This window comes from Pseudoalteromonas sp. PPB1 (assembly GCF_015356275.1).
Classification (GTDB): Bacteria; Pseudomonadota; Gammaproteobacteria; order Enterobacterales; family Alteromonadaceae; genus Pseudoalteromonas; species Pseudoalteromonas rubra_D.
In genome coordinates this window covers 1-16,436 of the sequence record NZ_JACEQV010000019.1, presented here as the reverse complement: position 1 = coordinate 16,436, position 16,436 = coordinate 1, and the positions used below count along the sequence as shown (strand labels likewise).

At 47.0% G+C, this 16,436-nt stretch carries 15 protein-coding genes and 1 pseudogene; 10 read left to right on the top strand and 6 right to left on the bottom strand.

Features of this window, described 5'->3' with window-relative positions; genetic code table 11:
- Positions 1-13 precede the first annotated feature (13 nt).
- From IY568_RS17590 to IY568_RS17565, 6 genes are all read right to left on the bottom strand, one after another.
- The gene (locus IY568_RS17590; protein ID WP_194868271.1) at positions 14-490 is read right to left on the bottom strand and encodes a hypothetical protein; all 477 of its coding nucleotides are present in this window, start codon (positions 488-490) and stop codon (positions 14-16) included.
- A 101-nt stretch (positions 491-591) separates the two neighbouring features.
- The gene (locus tag IY568_RS17585) at positions 592-981 is read right to left on the bottom strand and encodes a DUF6463 family protein (protein ID WP_194868270.1); all 390 of its coding nucleotides are present in this window, start codon (positions 979-981) and stop codon (positions 592-594) included.
- Positions 978-1,517: a TetR/AcrR family transcriptional regulator gene (locus tag IY568_RS17580; protein ID WP_194868269.1), complete on the bottom strand. Its 540-nt coding sequence runs from the start codon at positions 1,515-1,517 to the stop codon at positions 978-980. Before IY568_RS17580 ends, IY568_RS17585 begins: the two co-directional genes overlap by 4 nt.
- Positions 1,514-2,014, bottom strand: a complete 501-nt coding sequence (locus tag IY568_RS17575) for a DUF2867 domain-containing protein (RefSeq protein ID WP_194868268.1) — start codon at positions 2,012-2,014, stop codon at positions 1,514-1,516. The genes IY568_RS17580 and IY568_RS17575 overlap by 4 nt, the downstream gene beginning before the upstream one ends.
- Before the next feature lie 325 nt (positions 2,015-2,339).
- Complete coding sequence (locus IY568_RS17570; RefSeq protein WP_194868267.1) at positions 2,340-3,125, bottom strand: nucleoside-binding protein; 786 nt, start codon at positions 3,123-3,125, stop codon at positions 2,340-2,342.
- 129 nt (positions 3,126-3,254) lie between these two features.
- Positions 3,255-4,568 carry a Na+/H+ antiporter NhaC family protein gene (locus IY568_RS17565; protein ID WP_194868266.1) on the bottom strand — a complete coding sequence of 438 codons (1,314 nt, stop codon included), beginning with the start codon at positions 4,566-4,568 and terminating at the stop codon, positions 3,255-3,257.
- Between the two features lie 453 nt (positions 4,569-5,021).
- On the opposite strand from IY568_RS17565, the gene dapB reads away from it, so the two are divergent.
- The 10 genes and pseudogenes from dapB to IY568_RS24860 all read left to right on the top strand — a co-directional run.
- A complete protein-coding gene (gene dapB / locus IY568_RS17560) occupies positions 5,022-5,825 on the top strand; it encodes a 4-hydroxy-tetrahydrodipicolinate reductase (RefSeq protein ID WP_194868265.1) in 804 nt (267 codons plus the stop codon).
- A 206-nt stretch (positions 5,826-6,031) separates the two neighbouring features.
- Positions 6,032-7,168: a glutamine-hydrolyzing carbamoyl-phosphate synthase small subunit gene (gene carA, locus IY568_RS17555; RefSeq protein WP_010386112.1), complete on the top strand. Its 1,137-nt coding sequence runs from the start codon at positions 6,032-6,034 to the stop codon at positions 7,166-7,168.
- A gap of 17 nt (positions 7,169-7,185) precedes the next feature.
- On the top strand, positions 7,186-10,404 hold the full coding sequence (gene carB, locus IY568_RS17550) for a carbamoyl-phosphate synthase large subunit (RefSeq protein WP_010386113.1): 3,219 nt from the start codon (positions 7,186-7,188) through the stop codon (positions 10,402-10,404).
- Positions 10,405-10,449: 45 nt separating this feature from the next.
- Entirely contained in the window at positions 10,450-10,926 is a 477-nt protein-coding gene (gene greA, locus IY568_RS17545) for a transcription elongation factor GreA (protein WP_010386114.1), read from the top strand.
- 130 nt (positions 10,927-11,056) lie between these two features.
- Positions 11,057-11,371: a TraR/DksA family transcriptional regulator gene (locus tag IY568_RS17540; RefSeq protein ID WP_049863424.1), complete on the top strand. Its 315-nt coding sequence runs from the start codon at positions 11,057-11,059 to the stop codon at positions 11,369-11,371.
- Positions 11,372-11,384: 13 nt separating this feature from the next.
- Complete coding sequence (locus tag IY568_RS17535) at positions 11,385-11,636, top strand: YdcH family protein (protein WP_125559346.1); 252 nt, start codon at positions 11,385-11,387, stop codon at positions 11,634-11,636.
- Between the two features lie 470 nt (positions 11,637-12,106).
- Positions 12,107-13,033 carry a hypothetical protein gene (locus tag IY568_RS17530; RefSeq protein ID WP_194868264.1) on the top strand — a complete coding sequence of 309 codons (927 nt, stop codon included), beginning with the start codon at positions 12,107-12,109 and terminating at the stop codon, positions 13,031-13,033.
- A 143-nt stretch (positions 13,034-13,176) separates the two neighbouring features.
- Complete coding sequence (locus IY568_RS17525; RefSeq protein ID WP_194868263.1) at positions 13,177-14,139, top strand: transposase; 963 nt, start codon at positions 13,177-13,179, stop codon at positions 14,137-14,139.
- Positions 14,140-14,830: 691 nt separating this feature from the next.
- Positions 14,831-15,802, top strand: a complete 972-nt coding sequence (locus IY568_RS17520; RefSeq protein ID WP_194868262.1) for a transposase — start codon at positions 14,831-14,833, stop codon at positions 15,800-15,802.
- A 222-nt stretch (positions 15,803-16,024) separates the two neighbouring features.
- A pseudogene (locus IY568_RS24860) lies at positions 16,025-16,357 on the top strand (hypothetical protein); the annotation flags it as partial.
- Positions 16,358-16,436 lie beyond the last annotated feature (79 nt).

Here is a 16,436-nt window from a genome sequence, read left to right as displayed (position 1 = left end):
CAGGCAGCAAACTTCAGGTTATGGCGCGAATAATGATCCCGGGGTCTGTGATCCCTTCTTTTTTCAGCGCCTCCTGAATGTTTTTGATGATGTCGAAATATTGCTCCTGCAACTGCATCAGATACTGGCTTTTCATTTCTGTGAGCTGCTGTGTTGCTTCATCGGGCGTACGCTCAGCTTGCAACTCCATCAGCTCCTCTTTAAGTAACGTTATTTCTTCTTTAATCTCCTCCAGGCGCTCGAGCATACGTTGAATGTATGCCGGCACATCTTCGTATTTTTCAGCATCTTCTTTGGCTTTTTCCCCGGATAACACATGCTTGTCTTCATTGGACAAGGTGATACCCTGAGCTTCTTCTGCTGTGTCAGTAGCAGCGGAAGTTACCTGCTCCTCGCTGGTCTTTTCAGCGTCTGGCTCTTTAGCAGGCGCTGGTGGCTTAGTTTGAAATGCGGAAATATCCGTGGTGGCCTGGTGGATGATAAATGTCATTACACGTTCCTTGGGTCATTCATGCGCGAAATACACACTGAATAATACTTTTATCTTACTCTGTATCGGCAGGGATAGTGACACCTTTAGGAAAAAAGTAACTATAAATGCGATGACTTGCGGTACCTTAGCCGTGTTATTGATGGCACTAACGCCAGGAGAATGAGCAGGTAACCACCCGAGAGCGGCATAATGATCACGATTATCAGGCCGAGGGTGAATAAAGCCGGGCAAAGCAGCCCAGGCAAAGGCACATCGTGTTTCTGCATGTGTTTCAGGACACACCCTAACAGAATGAACAAGGACCCGCAGACTAAAAACCAAACGATGGCTTCGCGGTCAAATAACATCATGTCTTGTTTTATGGTGCTTGCGAACCAGCCATCCTGATGCATTGCAGTAAGCACCTCCCAGCCCATCAATAAACCTACCAGGTTATGTAGCAGGCCGATGGCAATCAGGCCATAACTCATGAAATAGGAGGGTTTCATAATAGTTCCTTCAGTTGCGTTTTTGCCTGTTGTGAGCTCAGTGCCAGACAGTCCTGAACGGACAGGCGAGGATAGAGCTGCTGGAGCCCGAGAAAGCTGGCATAGCTGGTTGTTGCCAGGTGTTCTGCGCGCGTTTGGTCCAGGCCTAGCTCGAGATAGCAGGTTTTAAGGTAGTGCTGGCGCTGTTCGTCTATGGTACACAAATGGTGCTGGATGCTGGCATCTTTCAGTGCCCAGGCGCGAATATGCAATTCGGCTTCAATGTCTGTGGCTGCGATGGCCTCATCAAGACGTTCCAGTCTGGTCAGTGGGCAGGGCTGCGTATCGGCAATGGCGATCAGACGTGTTGTAGCCTGTTCATACCAGTATGTCATGAGTGCGTCTATGAATGCCTGGCGATTTTTAAAATGATGATAAAAAGAGCCTTTAGTCACTTTTTTACGGGCGCATAGTCGGTCTATTGTCAGGGCATCAGGGCCACTGCTGATCAGCGTTTTTAAGGCAAATGCCAGCCAGCCTTGTTTTGCATCGCTCATAATCTGCCCGCCTTCTTGGCACTCTGGATAACACTGCGAGCAACGACATAATGAAAGGGTAAGATGGCATTGAGGTATATGCGCCCCGCTAGGGTCTTTGGGTTGACCAAAGTGGATACAATCACGGAGCTTTGCTGTTTTTTTACACTGAGATAAAAGACCATGTGGCGATCTTCCGAGTAACTGATGATCTCCTCCGGGTATTTCTCACACACGTTCAGAAAACCTGCCTGATCGCCTACTGCAAGTTCATCACTGGCGGGGGTCATGGTCTCTTGTCCTGTGGAAAAGCCAAATACTGCGACCAGCTTGTTTCTGAGTCGCATCAGCTGTGTGACCCAGCCGGGCATTGTATTAAAGATCCGGTATTGCAGCTGACTGGGAGTCAGGGAGGGGGTGTCGAGCGCAATTTGCAATGCATCACGAAAATGGTGTGGGCCTGCTTTCGCCTGAAGACGATCGGGCTCAGGGGTCAAGCTAATGATATGACTGAACATAAAACAACTCCTTCTTGTAATGAATGAACATACCATACAGTATGGTATGTTCTGTGACAATGATCTTTGTCCGTTTTTTATTCAGGAATACTCAGAAGGCGTATTTAAAAAGTGAAGTGAGCAATACCAATTTACTTAATTAAGTGATCTATTTTGAGGCGAGAAAATAGGGTCGATAACAAGGCAGAAATTTTGCTATTTAGTTTTTCTAAATGAGAAATTTTTAACGCTGTTAGCGCCCTATTTGCTCCTTCAAATAGACTAGGTATTAAGTGAAATTGGTATCAGCCGGGCCTGAACAGAGGACCCGGTCAAACTGTGTGGCTTAAAACGTCCAGGCAAGGTGGATCTGGGGGACAGATTCGTCGGTGTCAGTGCCCAGTTTATTTTGCCAGTATTGCCATTCGAGACCGAGCATGAGCTGGTTTTCAGGCATCTCCAGCGCGTGACCCAGATCCCAGCGTAAAATAGGCTGTGCCAGTAGCCAGTTGTTCACGTCGCCACCGACTTCATTATCACGACCTGTGAGGTATTCAACGTGACCGGTGAATTCAAACTTGTGGTCGCCTAAAGAGAATGGATAGCTCCAGGCCACATCCAGTATGTAACTGTTGGTTTCTTTCGGTGCGCCACCGGCTTTAACGCCGCGGCTGTCATCGATGTAGGCAGTTAAAGTGGTTGCGAAGAAATTAAACCCTTCGAGGTTCCAGGACAGCTTTACGCCTGGCAGGTATTTCATGACTTTGGCATCACCGGCGGCGTTAAAGCCCATCACAATGCCAACGTCTTGTAATGGTGAGTCATTAAACTTCAGGCCCGCCAGTTTCCCCAGGCTAAAAGTCGAATACCATTCGCCGTAAAAGTCGCCATCCTGATGACCATCATCCAGGTCATCTGTACTGTAATCGATGAAGAAAAAGTTATCGCCGTAGCGGTAGCCCGAGGCATGTTGCAGGGAGTAGATTGTCTGATTTGCTTTTTGCTGACTAAACGGGTTTTTGAACTCGCCATGGTTAATGTGTAATTGCGTGTTACTCCAGTCCGCGGCAGTGACCGAGGTTGCTGTGAGCGTAAATCCCAGTGTGAGCGCAGTAAAAATAGGTGTTTTCATTGTTTCTCATGTTTGTGGGGTTATAAACAGCTGAATTATATACGCAAAATACTACAGAAAAGGAATAAAAAACTAATAATTTATTAATGCGGGGGAATGAATGGCATCCGCTTGGATGCCATTGAAGTATCAGTCTTTATGACGACGAATACAAATCACAGCGACCGCTGTAAATGCCAGAATAAAGCAGTAAAAAGACGAGGTAGACACTTCCCACGGGCTGATCTTAAAGGTTGCGCCCAGTAACAGCGCTTGTGCGCCATAAGGGAGGGAGCCCTGCATCACACAGGCAAAAATATCCAGCAGGCTGGCTGAACGTTTGCCTGATATCTTTCCATCATCGGCCAGCTTTTTAGCAACGGGCCCTGCAACAATGATACTGACAGTGTTGTTCGCAATACACAGGTTGCTGGTCAGGACGAGCGCTGCAATGCCCAGTTGGTCTGCCACTTTTCTGTGCCATTTGGCGATGAGCGCAGTGATTGCCTGGATTTTATGTGCCAGGTAATCCAGTCCACCATTAACGCGAATAAATTCAGACAAACCGCCAATGAACATGGAGAGCAGGAAAATCTCTTGCATGTCACTGAAGCCTTTATACACGTCTTTGACAAAGGCAGCGCCCTGGTAATCACCGGTGAATCCCATCAGGGCGGCGAAAATAATGCCACTAAAGAGCACCACAAAAACGTTAATGCCCACTACAGCAAGTACCAAAATAAACGCATAAGGCAGCACCAGCAGCCAGTCAAAAGGCTTGGTTTCAACAGCTTGTGGCTCAGGTGTCAGGAACACTAATAAGGCGACGGTGAGTGCAGCTGCAGGCAGAGCAATTTTCAGGTTTTCCCTGAATTTGTCTTTCATTTCACAGCCCTGAGTACGGGTTGCCGCTATGGTGGTGTCAGAAATAATCGATAAGTTATCTCCAAACATCGCGCCTGAGACTATGGTACCGGCCATCAGAGCCGGATCGATCCCGGTTTTGACGGAGACAGCGTAAGCAATGGGGCCGATGGCACCTATGGTACCCATGGACGTCCCCATGGCGGTTGAAACCACGGCCGCAATTAAAAACAGCCCGGGTAATAGCAGACTGGGTGGGATCAGCGATAAGCCGGCATTGACCACTGCGTCAACGCCTCCTGTGGCACTGGCCACCGACGAAAAGGCGCCGGCAAGCAAGTAGATTAAACACATGGTGATGATATTGCTGTGCCCGGCACCTTTGATAAAGGTTTCAACGCTCTGGTTGATGGTGCCTTTGTTGATCCAAAACGCGAGCACTATGGCTGGCAAAATGGCTACCGGTGCAGGTAACTGATAGAAAGCATAATCGACCCCCTGTGATTGCAGGTACAGACCCGCGCCCAGGAATAGGCCAACAAAGGTTAAAAGAGGTAGCAAAGAAAGCTTTGCTTGTGTGTGATTTAAGTTTGGCTGCATAGCACTCCCCAAAAACTAACCACAGCCAACGGATCCATTATTAGCTGCATTTAAACTACGTCGCCCGCAATAATTGAAATCGGCGAGGGCGGAAGTTTATATGGTTAGACGTCCAAAGTCCATGGTGTTTCGTTATTATGTTTATCTTCCCGGTAACGGAGTGTGCGCTGAGCACATCGACATGATTTACAGCGGATGAAACGCCTTTTTGGTAAAGCCAGTCTTACTCGAAGTATTAATCAGGCCTGCTTCACAGCGGTCCATGACGGGATAGATTAGTATTATTGTCAACTGACTATGACACAGAGATCGGGTAAACTCTAGGCCACAAAATTAATCATCCAACTAAAAAGCTGGGTGACTGGGCTTATCTCTCTTGCGCTGAAAATCGGGAAAATACGTTTCCGTACCACTGAACAGGGTGGAAAATCTTATACAAAGGAAAACCGCAATATGACGAAAATCGGTATTTTTGGCGCCAATGGCCGCATGGGTCTGGCGCTGATTGAAGCAGTCCAACAGTCTCAACATTGCCAGTTAGGTGGCGCGTTTGTCAGAGCATCATCGCCACATCTGGCTCAGCCCATTGCTAATTTACAGCCGCAAGCGCCGGCCGGGTCAACTTTTAGCGCTGAGCAACAACTGGGCGATGAGCTGGATGTACTGATCGACTTTACACTACCAGAAGGCATGCTCGGCCACCTGCAACAAGCTGTCGCGAATAACATACCAATGGTGATTGGCACAACCGGCCTGAGCCCGAAGCAAATGCAGGAACTGGAATCCGCCTCACAGTCTATTCCGATCGTCTTTGCACGTAATTTTAGCGTGGGTGTAACCCTGATGCTGGACCTGGTACAGACCGCCGCGACAAAGCTTGCAGATGAAATGGACATTGAAATTTTTGAAGCCCACCACCGTAACAAAGTAGACGCGCCGTCGGGCACCGCACTGGCGATTGGTGAAGCCATTGCAGAGGCAAAAGGCTGGGATCATGAGCAGGTTGCACGCTATGACCGAACTCAGGTACATGAGGCGAAAAGTCAACAAGAAATTGGCTATTCAGTGGTCAGAGCTGGCGATATAGTTGGTGAACACACAGCTTATTTTGCTACCATGGGAGAAAGGCTGGAATTAACACACAAAGCAACATCAAGATTAACCTTCGCATCAGGTGCTGTAAGGGCTGCACAGTGGTTAAAAGATAAGCCAAACGGACTTTATTCCATGCAAGATGTGCTTGGATTGAAGAAGTAAGCTTACTATTTTAGCGTGTTCGTTATAAAAAGTCGCTAAAAACCTTATTTTTTTATTTTTTACGTGAATTATTAGACGAATCTAAGAATGTGCTGTAGACTATAACGAATTTGCCAAAATTTTAATAACTGCGTGTTACCAAGCGCTTTGTAGACGGGAAGATAAGCGCTGGCTTGCTCCCGTTTTTTACTATCTAGGAGGTTAACTTGACTAAATCCGCTCTCTTAGTCCTTGAAGACGGCACTGTGTTTCGCGGTACTGCCATCGGCGCTGACGGCCTGTCCGTTGGTGAGGTAGTATTCAATACGTCTATGACGGGATATCAAGAAATTTTGACGGATCCTTCTTATGCAGAACAGATTGTGACGCTGACTTATCCGCACATCGGGAATACCGGTACTAATAGTGAGGATGAAGAAGCAGATAAAATCTGGGCTAAGGGTCTGGTAATTCGGGATTTGCCATTGCTTGCAAGTAATTTCCGTAACGAGCAATCGTTAAGTGACTACTTAAAAGCACGCAATATCCTTGGGATTGCCGATATAGATACGCGTAAGCTGACGCGTATCCTGCGTGATAAGGGCGCTCAAAATGGCTGCATCATCGCGGGCGATGAGATTGATGAGCAGCAGGCACTGGAAGCGGCAAAAGCGTTCCCAGGCCTTAAAGGGATGGATTTAGCGAAAGTCGTTACAACAGAACAGACTTATGAGTGGCGTGAAGGTAGCTGGACTTTAGGTCAGGGCTTCCAGACTCTGAGTTCTGAGGAAGAAAAATTTCATGTTGTAGCGTATGATTTTGGTGTGAAAAAGAACATTCTTCGTATGTTGGTTGACCGTGGCTGTAAACTGACAGTAGTACCTGCAGAAACCTCCGCTGCAGAAGTGCTGGCGATGAATCCAGACGGTATTTTCCTGTCAAATGGCCCTGGTGACCCTGAGCCATGTACTTATGCAATCGATGCGATTAAAGCCTTCTTAGAAACTGATACGCCTATCTTTGGCATTTGTTTGGGCCATCAGTTACTGGCGCTGGCATCAGGTGCACAAACGGTGAAAATGAAATTCGGTCACCATGGCGGTAACCACCCGGTGAAAGACCTGGAGCGTGACGTGGTAATGATCACTGCACAGAACCATGGTTTCGCAGCGGACGAGGCCACTTTGCCAGATAACCTGCGTGCAACGCATAAATCGTTGTTCGACGGTACCTTGCAGGGCATTCATCGTACTGACAAGCCGGCTTTCAGCTTCCAGGGTCACCCTGAAGCGAGCCCGGGTCCGCACGATGCAGCGCCGCTGTTCGACCACTTCATTGAATTAATGCAAGCACGTAAAGCCTAATTAGAACCGGAGTAACAATGCCAAAACGTACCGACTTAAACAGCATACTGATCCTGGGCGCAGGCCCAATCGTCATCGGCCAAGCCTGTGAGTTTGACTACTCTGGTGCTCAGGCGTGTAAAGCGCTGAGAGAAGAGGGCTACCGGGTTATTCTGGTTAACTCAAACCCGGCAACCATCATGACTGACCCGGAAATGGCAGATGCGACTTACATCGAGCCAATTCACTGGGAAGTGGTTGAGAAAATCATTGAAAAAGAAAAGCCAGATGCGGTACTACCGACTATGGGTGGCCAGACTGCGCTGAACTGTGCGCTTGATCTGGACAAGCATGGTGTACTGGCTAAGCACGGTGTTGAGCTGATCGGTGCAACTGCGGATGCCATCGACAAAGCTGAGAACCGCGAGCGCTTCGACGTTGCGATGAAGAACATTGGCCTTGAGTGTCCTCGTGCCGAGATTGCACACTCAATGGATGAAGCGCACGACGTACTGTCGCGCATTGGTTTCCCGTGTATCATTCGTCCTTCTTTCACCATGGGTGGTACCGGTGGTGGTGTTGCTTACAACATGGAAGAGTTTGACGAAATCTGTACCCGTGGTCTTGATTTGTCTCCGACCAACGAGCTGTTGATCGACGAGAGCTTGCTGGGCTGGAAAGAATACGAAATGGAAGTTGTGCGTGACAAAAACGACAACTGCATCATTGTGTGTTCTATCGAGAACTTCGACCCTATGGGTGTTCATACTGGTGACTCAATCACAGTTGCACCCGCACAAACGCTGACTGACAAAGAATATCAGATCATGCGTAACGCCTCGATGGCGGTTCTGCGAGAGATCGGCGTAGAAACGGGTGGTTCAAACGTTCAGTTCGGTGTTAACCCGGACGATGGCCGTATGGTTATCATTGAAATGAACCCGCGTGTATCGCGTTCATCAGCACTGGCGTCTAAAGCAACCGGTTTCCCGATCGCTAAGATTGCAGCTAAGCTGGCAGTGGGTTACACCCTGGACGAGCTACAAAATGACATCACAGGCGGTGCAACCCCTGCGTCATTCGAACCGTCAATCGATTACGTTGTAACTAAGATCCCACGCTTTAACTTCGAGAAGTTCGCCGGCGCTAACGACCGTCTGACTACACAGATGAAGTCAGTGGGAGAGGTGATGGCCATTGGTCGTAACCAGCAAGAATCACTACAAAAAGCACTTCGTGGTCTGGAAGTGGGCGCAACAGGTCTTAACCCAATTGTTGCACTGGACGACCCGAAAGCGAAAGAAACCATTATTCGTGAACTACGTGAGCCAGGCGCAGAGCGTATCTGGTACATCGCCGATGCAATGCGTCACGGTATGAGCGTAGAAGAAGTGTTCGAGCTGACCAAAGTTGACCGCTGGTACCTGGTTCAGATTGAAGACATTCTGAAAGACGAAGCAACCATCGCTGAAGTGGGCATGGCCGGTCTGAACAAAGACTTCCTGCGTCGCCTGAAGCGTAAAGGTTTCTCAGATCCGCGCATCGCAGAGATTGCCGGTGTGTCTGAAAAAGAAATTCGCAAGAAGCGTCACCAGCTGGATATCCTGCCGGTTTATAAGCGCGTTGATACTTGTGCAGCAGAATTCAGCTCAGACACGGCTTACATGTACTCATCTTACGATGAAGAGTGTGAAGCGGCACCATCTGACAAAGATAAAATCATGGTAATTGGTGGTGGTCCTAACCGTATCGGTCAGGGCATCGAGTTCGATTACTGCTGTGTACACGCTGCGCTGGCAATGCGTGAAGATGGCTACGAGACCATCATGGTTAACTGTAACCCTGAAACGGTTTCAACTGACTACGATACGTCAGATCGTCTGTTCTTCGAGCCAATCACATTGGAAGATGTGCTTGAAATCGTTCGCGTTGAAAAGCCTAAAGGTGTGATTGTTCAGTACGGTGGTCAAACACCACTGAAACTGGCCCGTGACCTTGAAGCAAATGGCGTGCCTGTAATTGGTACTTCTCCTGACGCAATCGATCGCGCGGAAGACCGTGAGCGTTTCCAACAGCTGGTTGAGCGTCTTGATCTGCTTCAGCCTGAAAACGCAACGGTCACGTCACTGGAAGAAGCGATTGCGAAATCTCAGGAAATCGGCTTCCCACTGGTTGTACGTCCTTCTTATGTGCTGGGTGGTCGTGCGATGGAAATCGTGTATGACGAAGATGACCTGCGTCGCTATATGACCGAAGCGGTATCTGTGTCCAACGAAGCACCAGTACTGCTGGACCGTTTCCTGGATGACGCCATTGAAGTAGACGTTGATGCGATCTGTGACGGTGAGAACGTCATCATTGGCGGTATCATGGAACACATTGAACAAGCCGGTGTTCACTCTGGTGACTCAGCTTGTTCATTGCCAGCACACTCTTTGTCTCAGGAAATCCAGGACGTAATGCGCAAGCAAGTGCGTGACATGGCACTTGAGCTGGGCGTGGTTGGTCTGATGAATACTCAGTTCGCAGTCAAAGACGGTCAGGTTTACCTGATTGAAGTGAACCCGCGTGCTGCGCGTACCGTGCCGTTTGTTTCTAAAGCAACCGGTGTTGCGCTGGCAAAAGTGGCAGCACGTTGTATGGTTGGCCAGTCTTTGGAAAGCCAGGGCGTGACGAAAGAAGTTATCCCACCTTACTACAGCGTAAAAGAAGTAGTACTGCCATTTGCTAAGTTCCAGGGTGTTGACCCAATGCGTGGCCCAGAGATGCGTTCTACGGGTGAAGTGATGGGTGTTGGTGAAAACTTCGCCGAAGCCTTCGCAAAAGCGCAATTAGGTGCATCAAACGCTTTACCACGTGGTGGTCGCGCGCTACTATCTGTTCGCAATGGTGACAAGGCACGTGTTGTTGAGTTGGCTAAGACCATGAAAGCCATTGGCTTTGAGCTGGATGCAACCAAAGGTACAGCACAAGCTCTGGAAGACGCCGGCATCGAAGTACGTCGCGTAAACAAGGTATTCGAAGGTCGTCCGCACATTCTTGACCGCATCAAGAATGGTGAGTACAGCTACATTGTTAATACCACAGAAGGCCGTCAGGCTATCGAAGATTCGAAGGTGTTACGTCGTGGTGCACTTCAGCATAAGACTAACTACACCACTACGCTCAATGCAGCGTTTGCAAACTGTACAGCTAATGAGGCTGATGACAGAAGTTCTGTAAACTCTGTTCAGGAGCTACACCAGCGTTTGAACTAAGAAGAACAAGGCCAGAGCGTAAGCTCTGGCAATGAGTGAGATACTATGCAATCAATTCCGATGACAGTACGAGGCGAAGAAATGCTTCGTGAAGAACTGAACCACTTAAAGAAAGTCGTCCGTCCAAAGATCGTTGCCGATATCGCGGAAGCCCGTGAACACGGCGATCTGAAAGAAAACGCCGAGTACCATGCTGCACGTGAGCAGCAGGGATTCTGTGAAGGCCGCATCCAGGAAATTGAAGCCAAGCTGTCAACATCACAGGTCATTGACGTCACTAAAATGGCAAACAATGGCAAAGTGATCTTTGGCAGCACGGTGACCATAGTCAATGTTGATACGGACGAGGAAGTGACCTACAAAATCGTAGGTGATGATGAGGCAGATATTAAAAACAATCTGATCTCAGTTAACTCGCCAATTGCACGTGGTCTGATTGGAAAAGAACTGGATGATTCAGTGAGCATTCAAACTCCTAACGGTAGCGTTGAATACGACATCATCGAAGTTGAATATGTCTAGATTTGTCTAACCTATAGCACCAAAAACCCGACCCAGTGTCGGGTTTTTTATTGCCCACTCCTTAACCTTGTGCCAGATCAAAGAGCCTTAAAAGTAGCGCGTTATGATGAGTTTAACAAAGGAGAACATCATGACTGCTGACCAACTAAATAGTTTTCTCAAAACCAAACAAAACGAACTGAGTCAACGGATAGCCGCCATTGAAGCCGATTTCAGAAAGGGCCGGTCGGCCAACTTCGCAGAGCAAAATACAGAGCGTGAAAACGACGATGTACTGGACGAAATTCACCAGGAAGCGAAGCAAGAGCTGGTAATGGTTAATCAGGCGATACTGCGTATAGAGCAGGGGGCTTATGGCTTGTGTCAGCATTGTGAAGAACAAATCAACCCGGAGCGTTTAAACGCTCTGCCTTACACAACGACTTGTATTAAATGCGCAAAATAGAAAGGACCGTATTATGACAATTGAAAAACATGATCTGCACCACGAGTTTCCTGAATACAAAGAAGAGATCCACCACCTGAAAATGAACGACGCACACTTTGCTCGTTTGTTTAAAGAATACCATGAGTGCGATCACGAGGTACATCGCATAGAAACCGGCGCAGAAAACACCTCTGACGCTTATCTGGAAACACTCAAAAAGCAGCGTCTTCACCTAAAAGACCAGCTGTTTTCCATTATTAAGAAGTCGCAAACTGTTGCTTAATTTGAATAAGTTTTAATTTGAACTGTCAGGTTTGGCTGATATAGCTTAATCTGGCAGTTTTTTGTGTTAAAAGCGGGGTTTGGTTATTAGTCGTTTGTGCTCCATAACGAGCTGACGTTAATGCGTTAAGTTCGGCTTTGAGCGAAGAACGGACAAAGTTATGCTATTTTTGTACAAAGTGCTTGATTTTGTCCTATAACATTATTACTCACCGTTTGGGGTAAGGTGATAAAGTGTAATTTAATGCTATGCTATCTTTTTGTTTACATTAGCAATTATTAGTGGAATTATGAAGGTATGTGACATGAGCCGCTTTGGTGTGTTTTGAACTATCAACGTGGGGCGAATAAGTTGTTAGGCAATGGTGAGCTATGAGTAGGCATACACGATTAGCCGAGAAAGAACGAAAACGGATAAGAAAGAAAATTGCTAAAGTACAAAATCGAGAGAAATATCTACGAAGGACTGCAATGGTCAAAAAACCTGACTTACAGAAGTTAATGGCGGATAAGCTTTATGATATCGAGCATTCATTGGGAATGTATGCCTTAAGTTATTGCACAATTCCTGCTGAGGGAATTTACGATAAGGAAACACTCAACCCCCTAATGGAAGTCATAGAAACTTGCCATATTTATCTTATTGGTCTCACCCCAGTAATTGACTTCGTTGATGCTAAACAAGAAAAAAATGTATTGATTCTAAGTTACAAAATTAGTGGGCAAGAATGTAATCTCCATTTGGAATTGCCCGAAGGTTTTAACCTGAAATCAGATGGGGAGCTGATCTACGTTGAAGGTCCTAATGGACAGCGATCTTGGCCAGATGATAACTATATTCAAGCACAACTATCAGCCCAAACAAACCGAGTCAATTTTGAGGTTAAATACATCGGTCAAGCGTATGGTAAAGATGGTTCAAGAAATGCAATTGATCGGCTTCTTAAGCATGAAACGCTACAAAAGATATCTCTAAAAGGTATTCCGGCTGGCTACCGCTTGTCGTTGCTGTTATTGGCAATACAACCCAATAATCAACTAATCACCATGATGAACCCTTTTGCTAAAAACACAGAAGAAGGGCCTTCAAGAATTAAGGCTGGTCTTGATAAGTTGTTTAATACTACTGAACAAGAACGAATAACGTTATATGAGGCTTCTTTAATACGCTATTTCTACCCAGAGTTTAATAAAGAATTTAAAGATAGTTTTCCGTCTACTAATTTGAAAGTCCTGCAAGACTGCTATGACAAAGACTTTAGTGGGGTGGTAGCTGAGATATGCTTTGATGAACTTCCATTTAAGTTGTTTTCAGAAAGCGTGGAGGCTAAAAACTACCACATAGCAAAGCACGACCTTCACAAAGATGATGCTCGCCGTATGTTCTTCGGCTTGTGATTTATCAGCATGAGCTAGCTACATGCCTAACAATGACAAACAGAGACACCAGATGACAAACAGAGACACCCACCCGAAATTGACGTGCGGAATGTACGTCGTCTACCTTTAGACAATACTCAATGGATTGAGGATGACAAAGTATGCCAACTGCAAGGAATAAGCAGGTCAGCTTATCAGATACTAAGTATTACCACTGCATATCCCGGTGTGTTCGCCGGGCATTTCTGTGCGGCGTAGACCGCGTAACGGGCAAGTCTTTTGAACATCGTCGAGATTGGGTCGAGGAAAAATTGCTGACCCTTGCGAAGGTGTTTTGCATTGATGTGTGTGGCTACGCGGTGATGAGCAATCACACGCATATTGTGCTGTATGTAGATGATAAGAAAGCACAAAGGTTAACAGATAAAGCAATCGTACTTCGCTGGCATAAGTTGTTTAAGGGTAACTGGTTGACGCACAAATTTATCAATGGTGATGCGCTGAGCGAGTCAGAGCGCAATATGCTTGATGGAGACATCAGAGAGTTCAGAATACGCCTTGCGAGCATCAGCTGGTTCATGCGGGTGTTGAATGAAGACATTGCCCGTAAAGCCAATAAAGAAGATGGTTGTACAGGCCGGTTTTGGGAAGGGCGATTTAAGTCACAGGCCTTACTGGATGAAGCAGCACTGGCAGCGTGCCTGGCGTATGTTGACCTGAACCCAGTCAGAGCCAAAATGGCAGATACACCGGAAACGTCAGATTACACCAGCATTAAAAAGCGTATTGATTATGCACGGCAAGGAAAGCAACCTAAGAGCTTACTGCGCTTTGCAGGTAACCCAAGAAAACACATGCCCAAAGGACTGCCCTTTGAGCTGACCTATTACATACAGCTGGTTGAATTAACAGGTCGATGCATGCGTGCAGATAAGCGGGGTTGTATCAGCGATAGTCAGCCACTGCTGACACGATTGAAAATAGAGCCAGACAACTGGCTCAAGCTCACTACGCAATTTACGAAGGTCTTTCATGGCGCGGTAGGGCGCAAGCAAGCGATGACAGATTACTGTGAGAATCTTCACAAAAGGCGACGCGCCAACTTGGCTCAGTGCGAGCGTTAACTGGGTTAACACCTTTCCTTAAATTGTACCATCTCGATTTATCCAAGCTCAGGTTTGGGTACGTTCTCGTATTGTCCGAATCTGATTATTCTTCAGGATTTCGTGCTTAAACTTACGACTTTCACGAATCGGAGCTTATAGAAAGCGCAGCATTTGATAGTCTTGCATTTCTTTATTGAACCTGCCCACAATGGGTCCGTGAATTTAATGGTGGGTGTCACTTATAATTTGACATTGACGGATAAGGTTGTACCTAACAAGCCATTGCGGTGCGGGATTTTTGGCGTGCGGAATGTACCTATGTTCTAGATTGAAGCGCAGCATTTGATAGTCTTGCATTTCTTTATTGAACCTGCCCACAATTGGTCTGTGAATTTACTGGTGGGTGATTGAGATGGACGCTCCTAAATCGGCGTCAATGCGCCAAACTGAGTATGGCAAACAGAGACACCCACCTAAAATTGGCGTGCGGAATGTACGTCGTCTACCTTTAGGTAATGCTCAATGGATTGAGAATGACAAATTATGCCAACTGCAAGGAAGAAGCAGGTCTGCTTATCAGATACTAAGTATTACCACTGCATATCCCGGTGTGTTGAAGAGACAAACAGAGACACCCACCCGAAACTGGCGTGCGGAATGTACATCGTCTACCTTTAGACAATACTCAATGGATTGAGGATGACAAAGTATGCCAACTGCAAGGAAGAAGCAGGTCAGCTTATCAGACACTAAGTACTACCACTGTATATCCCGGTGTGTTCGCCGGGCATTTCTGTGCGGTAAAGACCGCGTCACGGGCAAGTCTTATGAACATCGGCGAGACTGGGTTGAGGAAAAATTGCTGACCCTTGCGAAGGTATTTTGCATTGATGTGTGTGGCTATGCTGTTATGAGCAATCATACGCACGTTGTGTTGTATGTGGATGATAAAAAAGCACAAAGGATATCAGACCGAGCAATAGTGCTTCGCTGGCATAAACTGTTTAAAGGCAACTGGTTGACGCACAAGTTCATTAGTGGTGAAGAGCTGAGCGCATCCGAGTATAGTATGCTGGCAGCTGATGTTGCTAAATTCAGGCTCCGGCTATCGAGTATCAGCTGGTTTATGCGGGTGCTCAATGAAGACATTGCCCGCAGGGCCAATAAAGAAGATGGTTGCACAGGCCGGTTTTGGGAAGGGCGATTCAAGTCACAGGCTTTGTTGGATGAAGCGGCATTGGCAGCGTGCCTGGCTTATGTTGATCTGAACCCAGTCAGAGCCAAAATGGCAGATACACCGGAAACGTCAGATTACACCAGCATTAAAAAGCGTATTGAGCATGCACAACAAGGCAAGCAACCCAAAAGCCTACTGCGTTTTGCGGGCAATCCACGAAAGCACATGCCTAAAGGGTTGCCGTTTGAGCTGAGCTATTACATACAGCTAGTTGAATTAACAGGTCGATGTATGCGTGCAGATAAGCGGGGTTATATCAGCGATAGCCAGCCATTGCTGACACGATTGCAAATAGAGCCAGACAACTGGCTCAAGCTTACTGCGCAATTTACGAAGGTCTTTCATGGCGCGGTAGGGCGAAAGCAAGCAATGACGGATTACTGTGAGCATCTTCATAAAAGGCGACGCGCGAACTTGACTCAGTGCGAACGGTTGCTGGGTTAACACCTTCCCGTAAGTACCATTTCGATTTATCTAAGTTGAGGCTTGGATGCGAATTTGTATTGTCCGAATCTGATTATTCTTCAGGATTTCGTGCTTAAACTTACGACTTTCACTACTCAGAGCTTATAGAAAGCGCAGCATTTGATAGTCTTGCATTTCTTTACTGAACCTGCCCACAATTGGTCTGTGGATTTACCGGTGGGTGTCACTTAAAAAATTGACTTTGCAGGTAACCCAAGAAAGCACATGCTTAAAGGGTTGCCGTTTGAGCTGACCTATTACATACAGCTAGTTGAATTAACAGGCCGATGCATGCGAGCAGATAAGCGGGGTTATATCAGCGATAGCCAGCCATTGCTGACACGGTTGCAAATAGAGCCAGACAATTGGCTCAAGCTCACTACGCAATTTACGAAGGTCTTCCATGGCGCTGTGGGGCGAAAGCAAGCAATGACGAATTACTGTGAGCATCTTCATAAAAGGCGACGCGCCAACTTGACTCAGTGCTGTCACCGATCATGCAAAACTGATCCACTAACGATCATCGAAAACTGATCCACTTGGTATTATCCGTACATTTGTGCGGGAACTTTATGTTAACCAAGGAGACATTTGTGGATATTCATGTTCGCTT

What these genes read in the sequence shown, in the direction of transcription:
- IY568_RS17590 (WP_194868271.1), bottom strand. Translation starts at nt 490, where the DNA reads ATGACATTTATCATCCACCAGGCCACCACGGATATTTCCGCATTTCAA.
- IY568_RS17585 (WP_194868270.1), bottom strand. Translation starts at nt 981, where the DNA reads ATGAAACCCTCCTATTTCATGAGTTATGGCCTGATTGCCATCGGCCTG.
- IY568_RS17580 (WP_194868269.1), bottom strand. Translation starts at nt 1,517, where the DNA reads ATGAGCGATGCAAAACAAGGCTGGCTGGCATTTGCCTTAAAAACGCTG.
- IY568_RS17575 (WP_194868268.1), bottom strand. Translation starts at nt 2,014, where the DNA reads ATGTTCAGTCATATCATTAGCTTGACCCCTGAGCCCGATCGTCTTCAG.
- IY568_RS17570 (WP_194868267.1), bottom strand. Translation starts at nt 3,125, where the DNA reads ATGAAAACACCTATTTTTACTGCGCTCACACTGGGATTTACGCTCACA.
- IY568_RS17565 (WP_194868266.1), bottom strand. Translation starts at nt 4,568, where the DNA reads ATGCAGCCAAACTTAAATCACACACAAGCAAAGCTTTCTTTGCTACCT.
- dapB (WP_194868265.1), top strand. Translation starts at nt 5,022, where the DNA reads ATGACGAAAATCGGTATTTTTGGCGCCAATGGCCGCATGGGTCTGGCG.
- carB (WP_010386113.1), top strand. Translation starts at nt 7,186, where the DNA reads ATGCCAAAACGTACCGACTTAAACAGCATACTGATCCTGGGCGCAGGC.
- greA (WP_010386114.1), top strand. Translation starts at nt 10,450, where the DNA reads ATGCAATCAATTCCGATGACAGTACGAGGCGAAGAAATGCTTCGTGAA.
- IY568_RS17540 (WP_049863424.1), top strand. Translation starts at nt 11,057, where the DNA reads ATGACTGCTGACCAACTAAATAGTTTTCTCAAAACCAAACAAAACGAA.
- IY568_RS17535 (WP_125559346.1), top strand. Translation starts at nt 11,385, where the DNA reads ATGACAATTGAAAAACATGATCTGCACCACGAGTTTCCTGAATACAAA.
- IY568_RS17530 (WP_194868264.1), top strand. Translation starts at nt 12,107, where the DNA reads ATGGTCAAAAAACCTGACTTACAGAAGTTAATGGCGGATAAGCTTTAT.
- IY568_RS17525 (WP_194868263.1), top strand. Translation starts at nt 13,177, where the DNA reads ATGCCAACTGCAAGGAATAAGCAGGTCAGCTTATCAGATACTAAGTAT.
- IY568_RS17520 (WP_194868262.1), top strand. Translation starts at nt 14,831, where the DNA reads ATGCCAACTGCAAGGAAGAAGCAGGTCAGCTTATCAGACACTAAGTAC.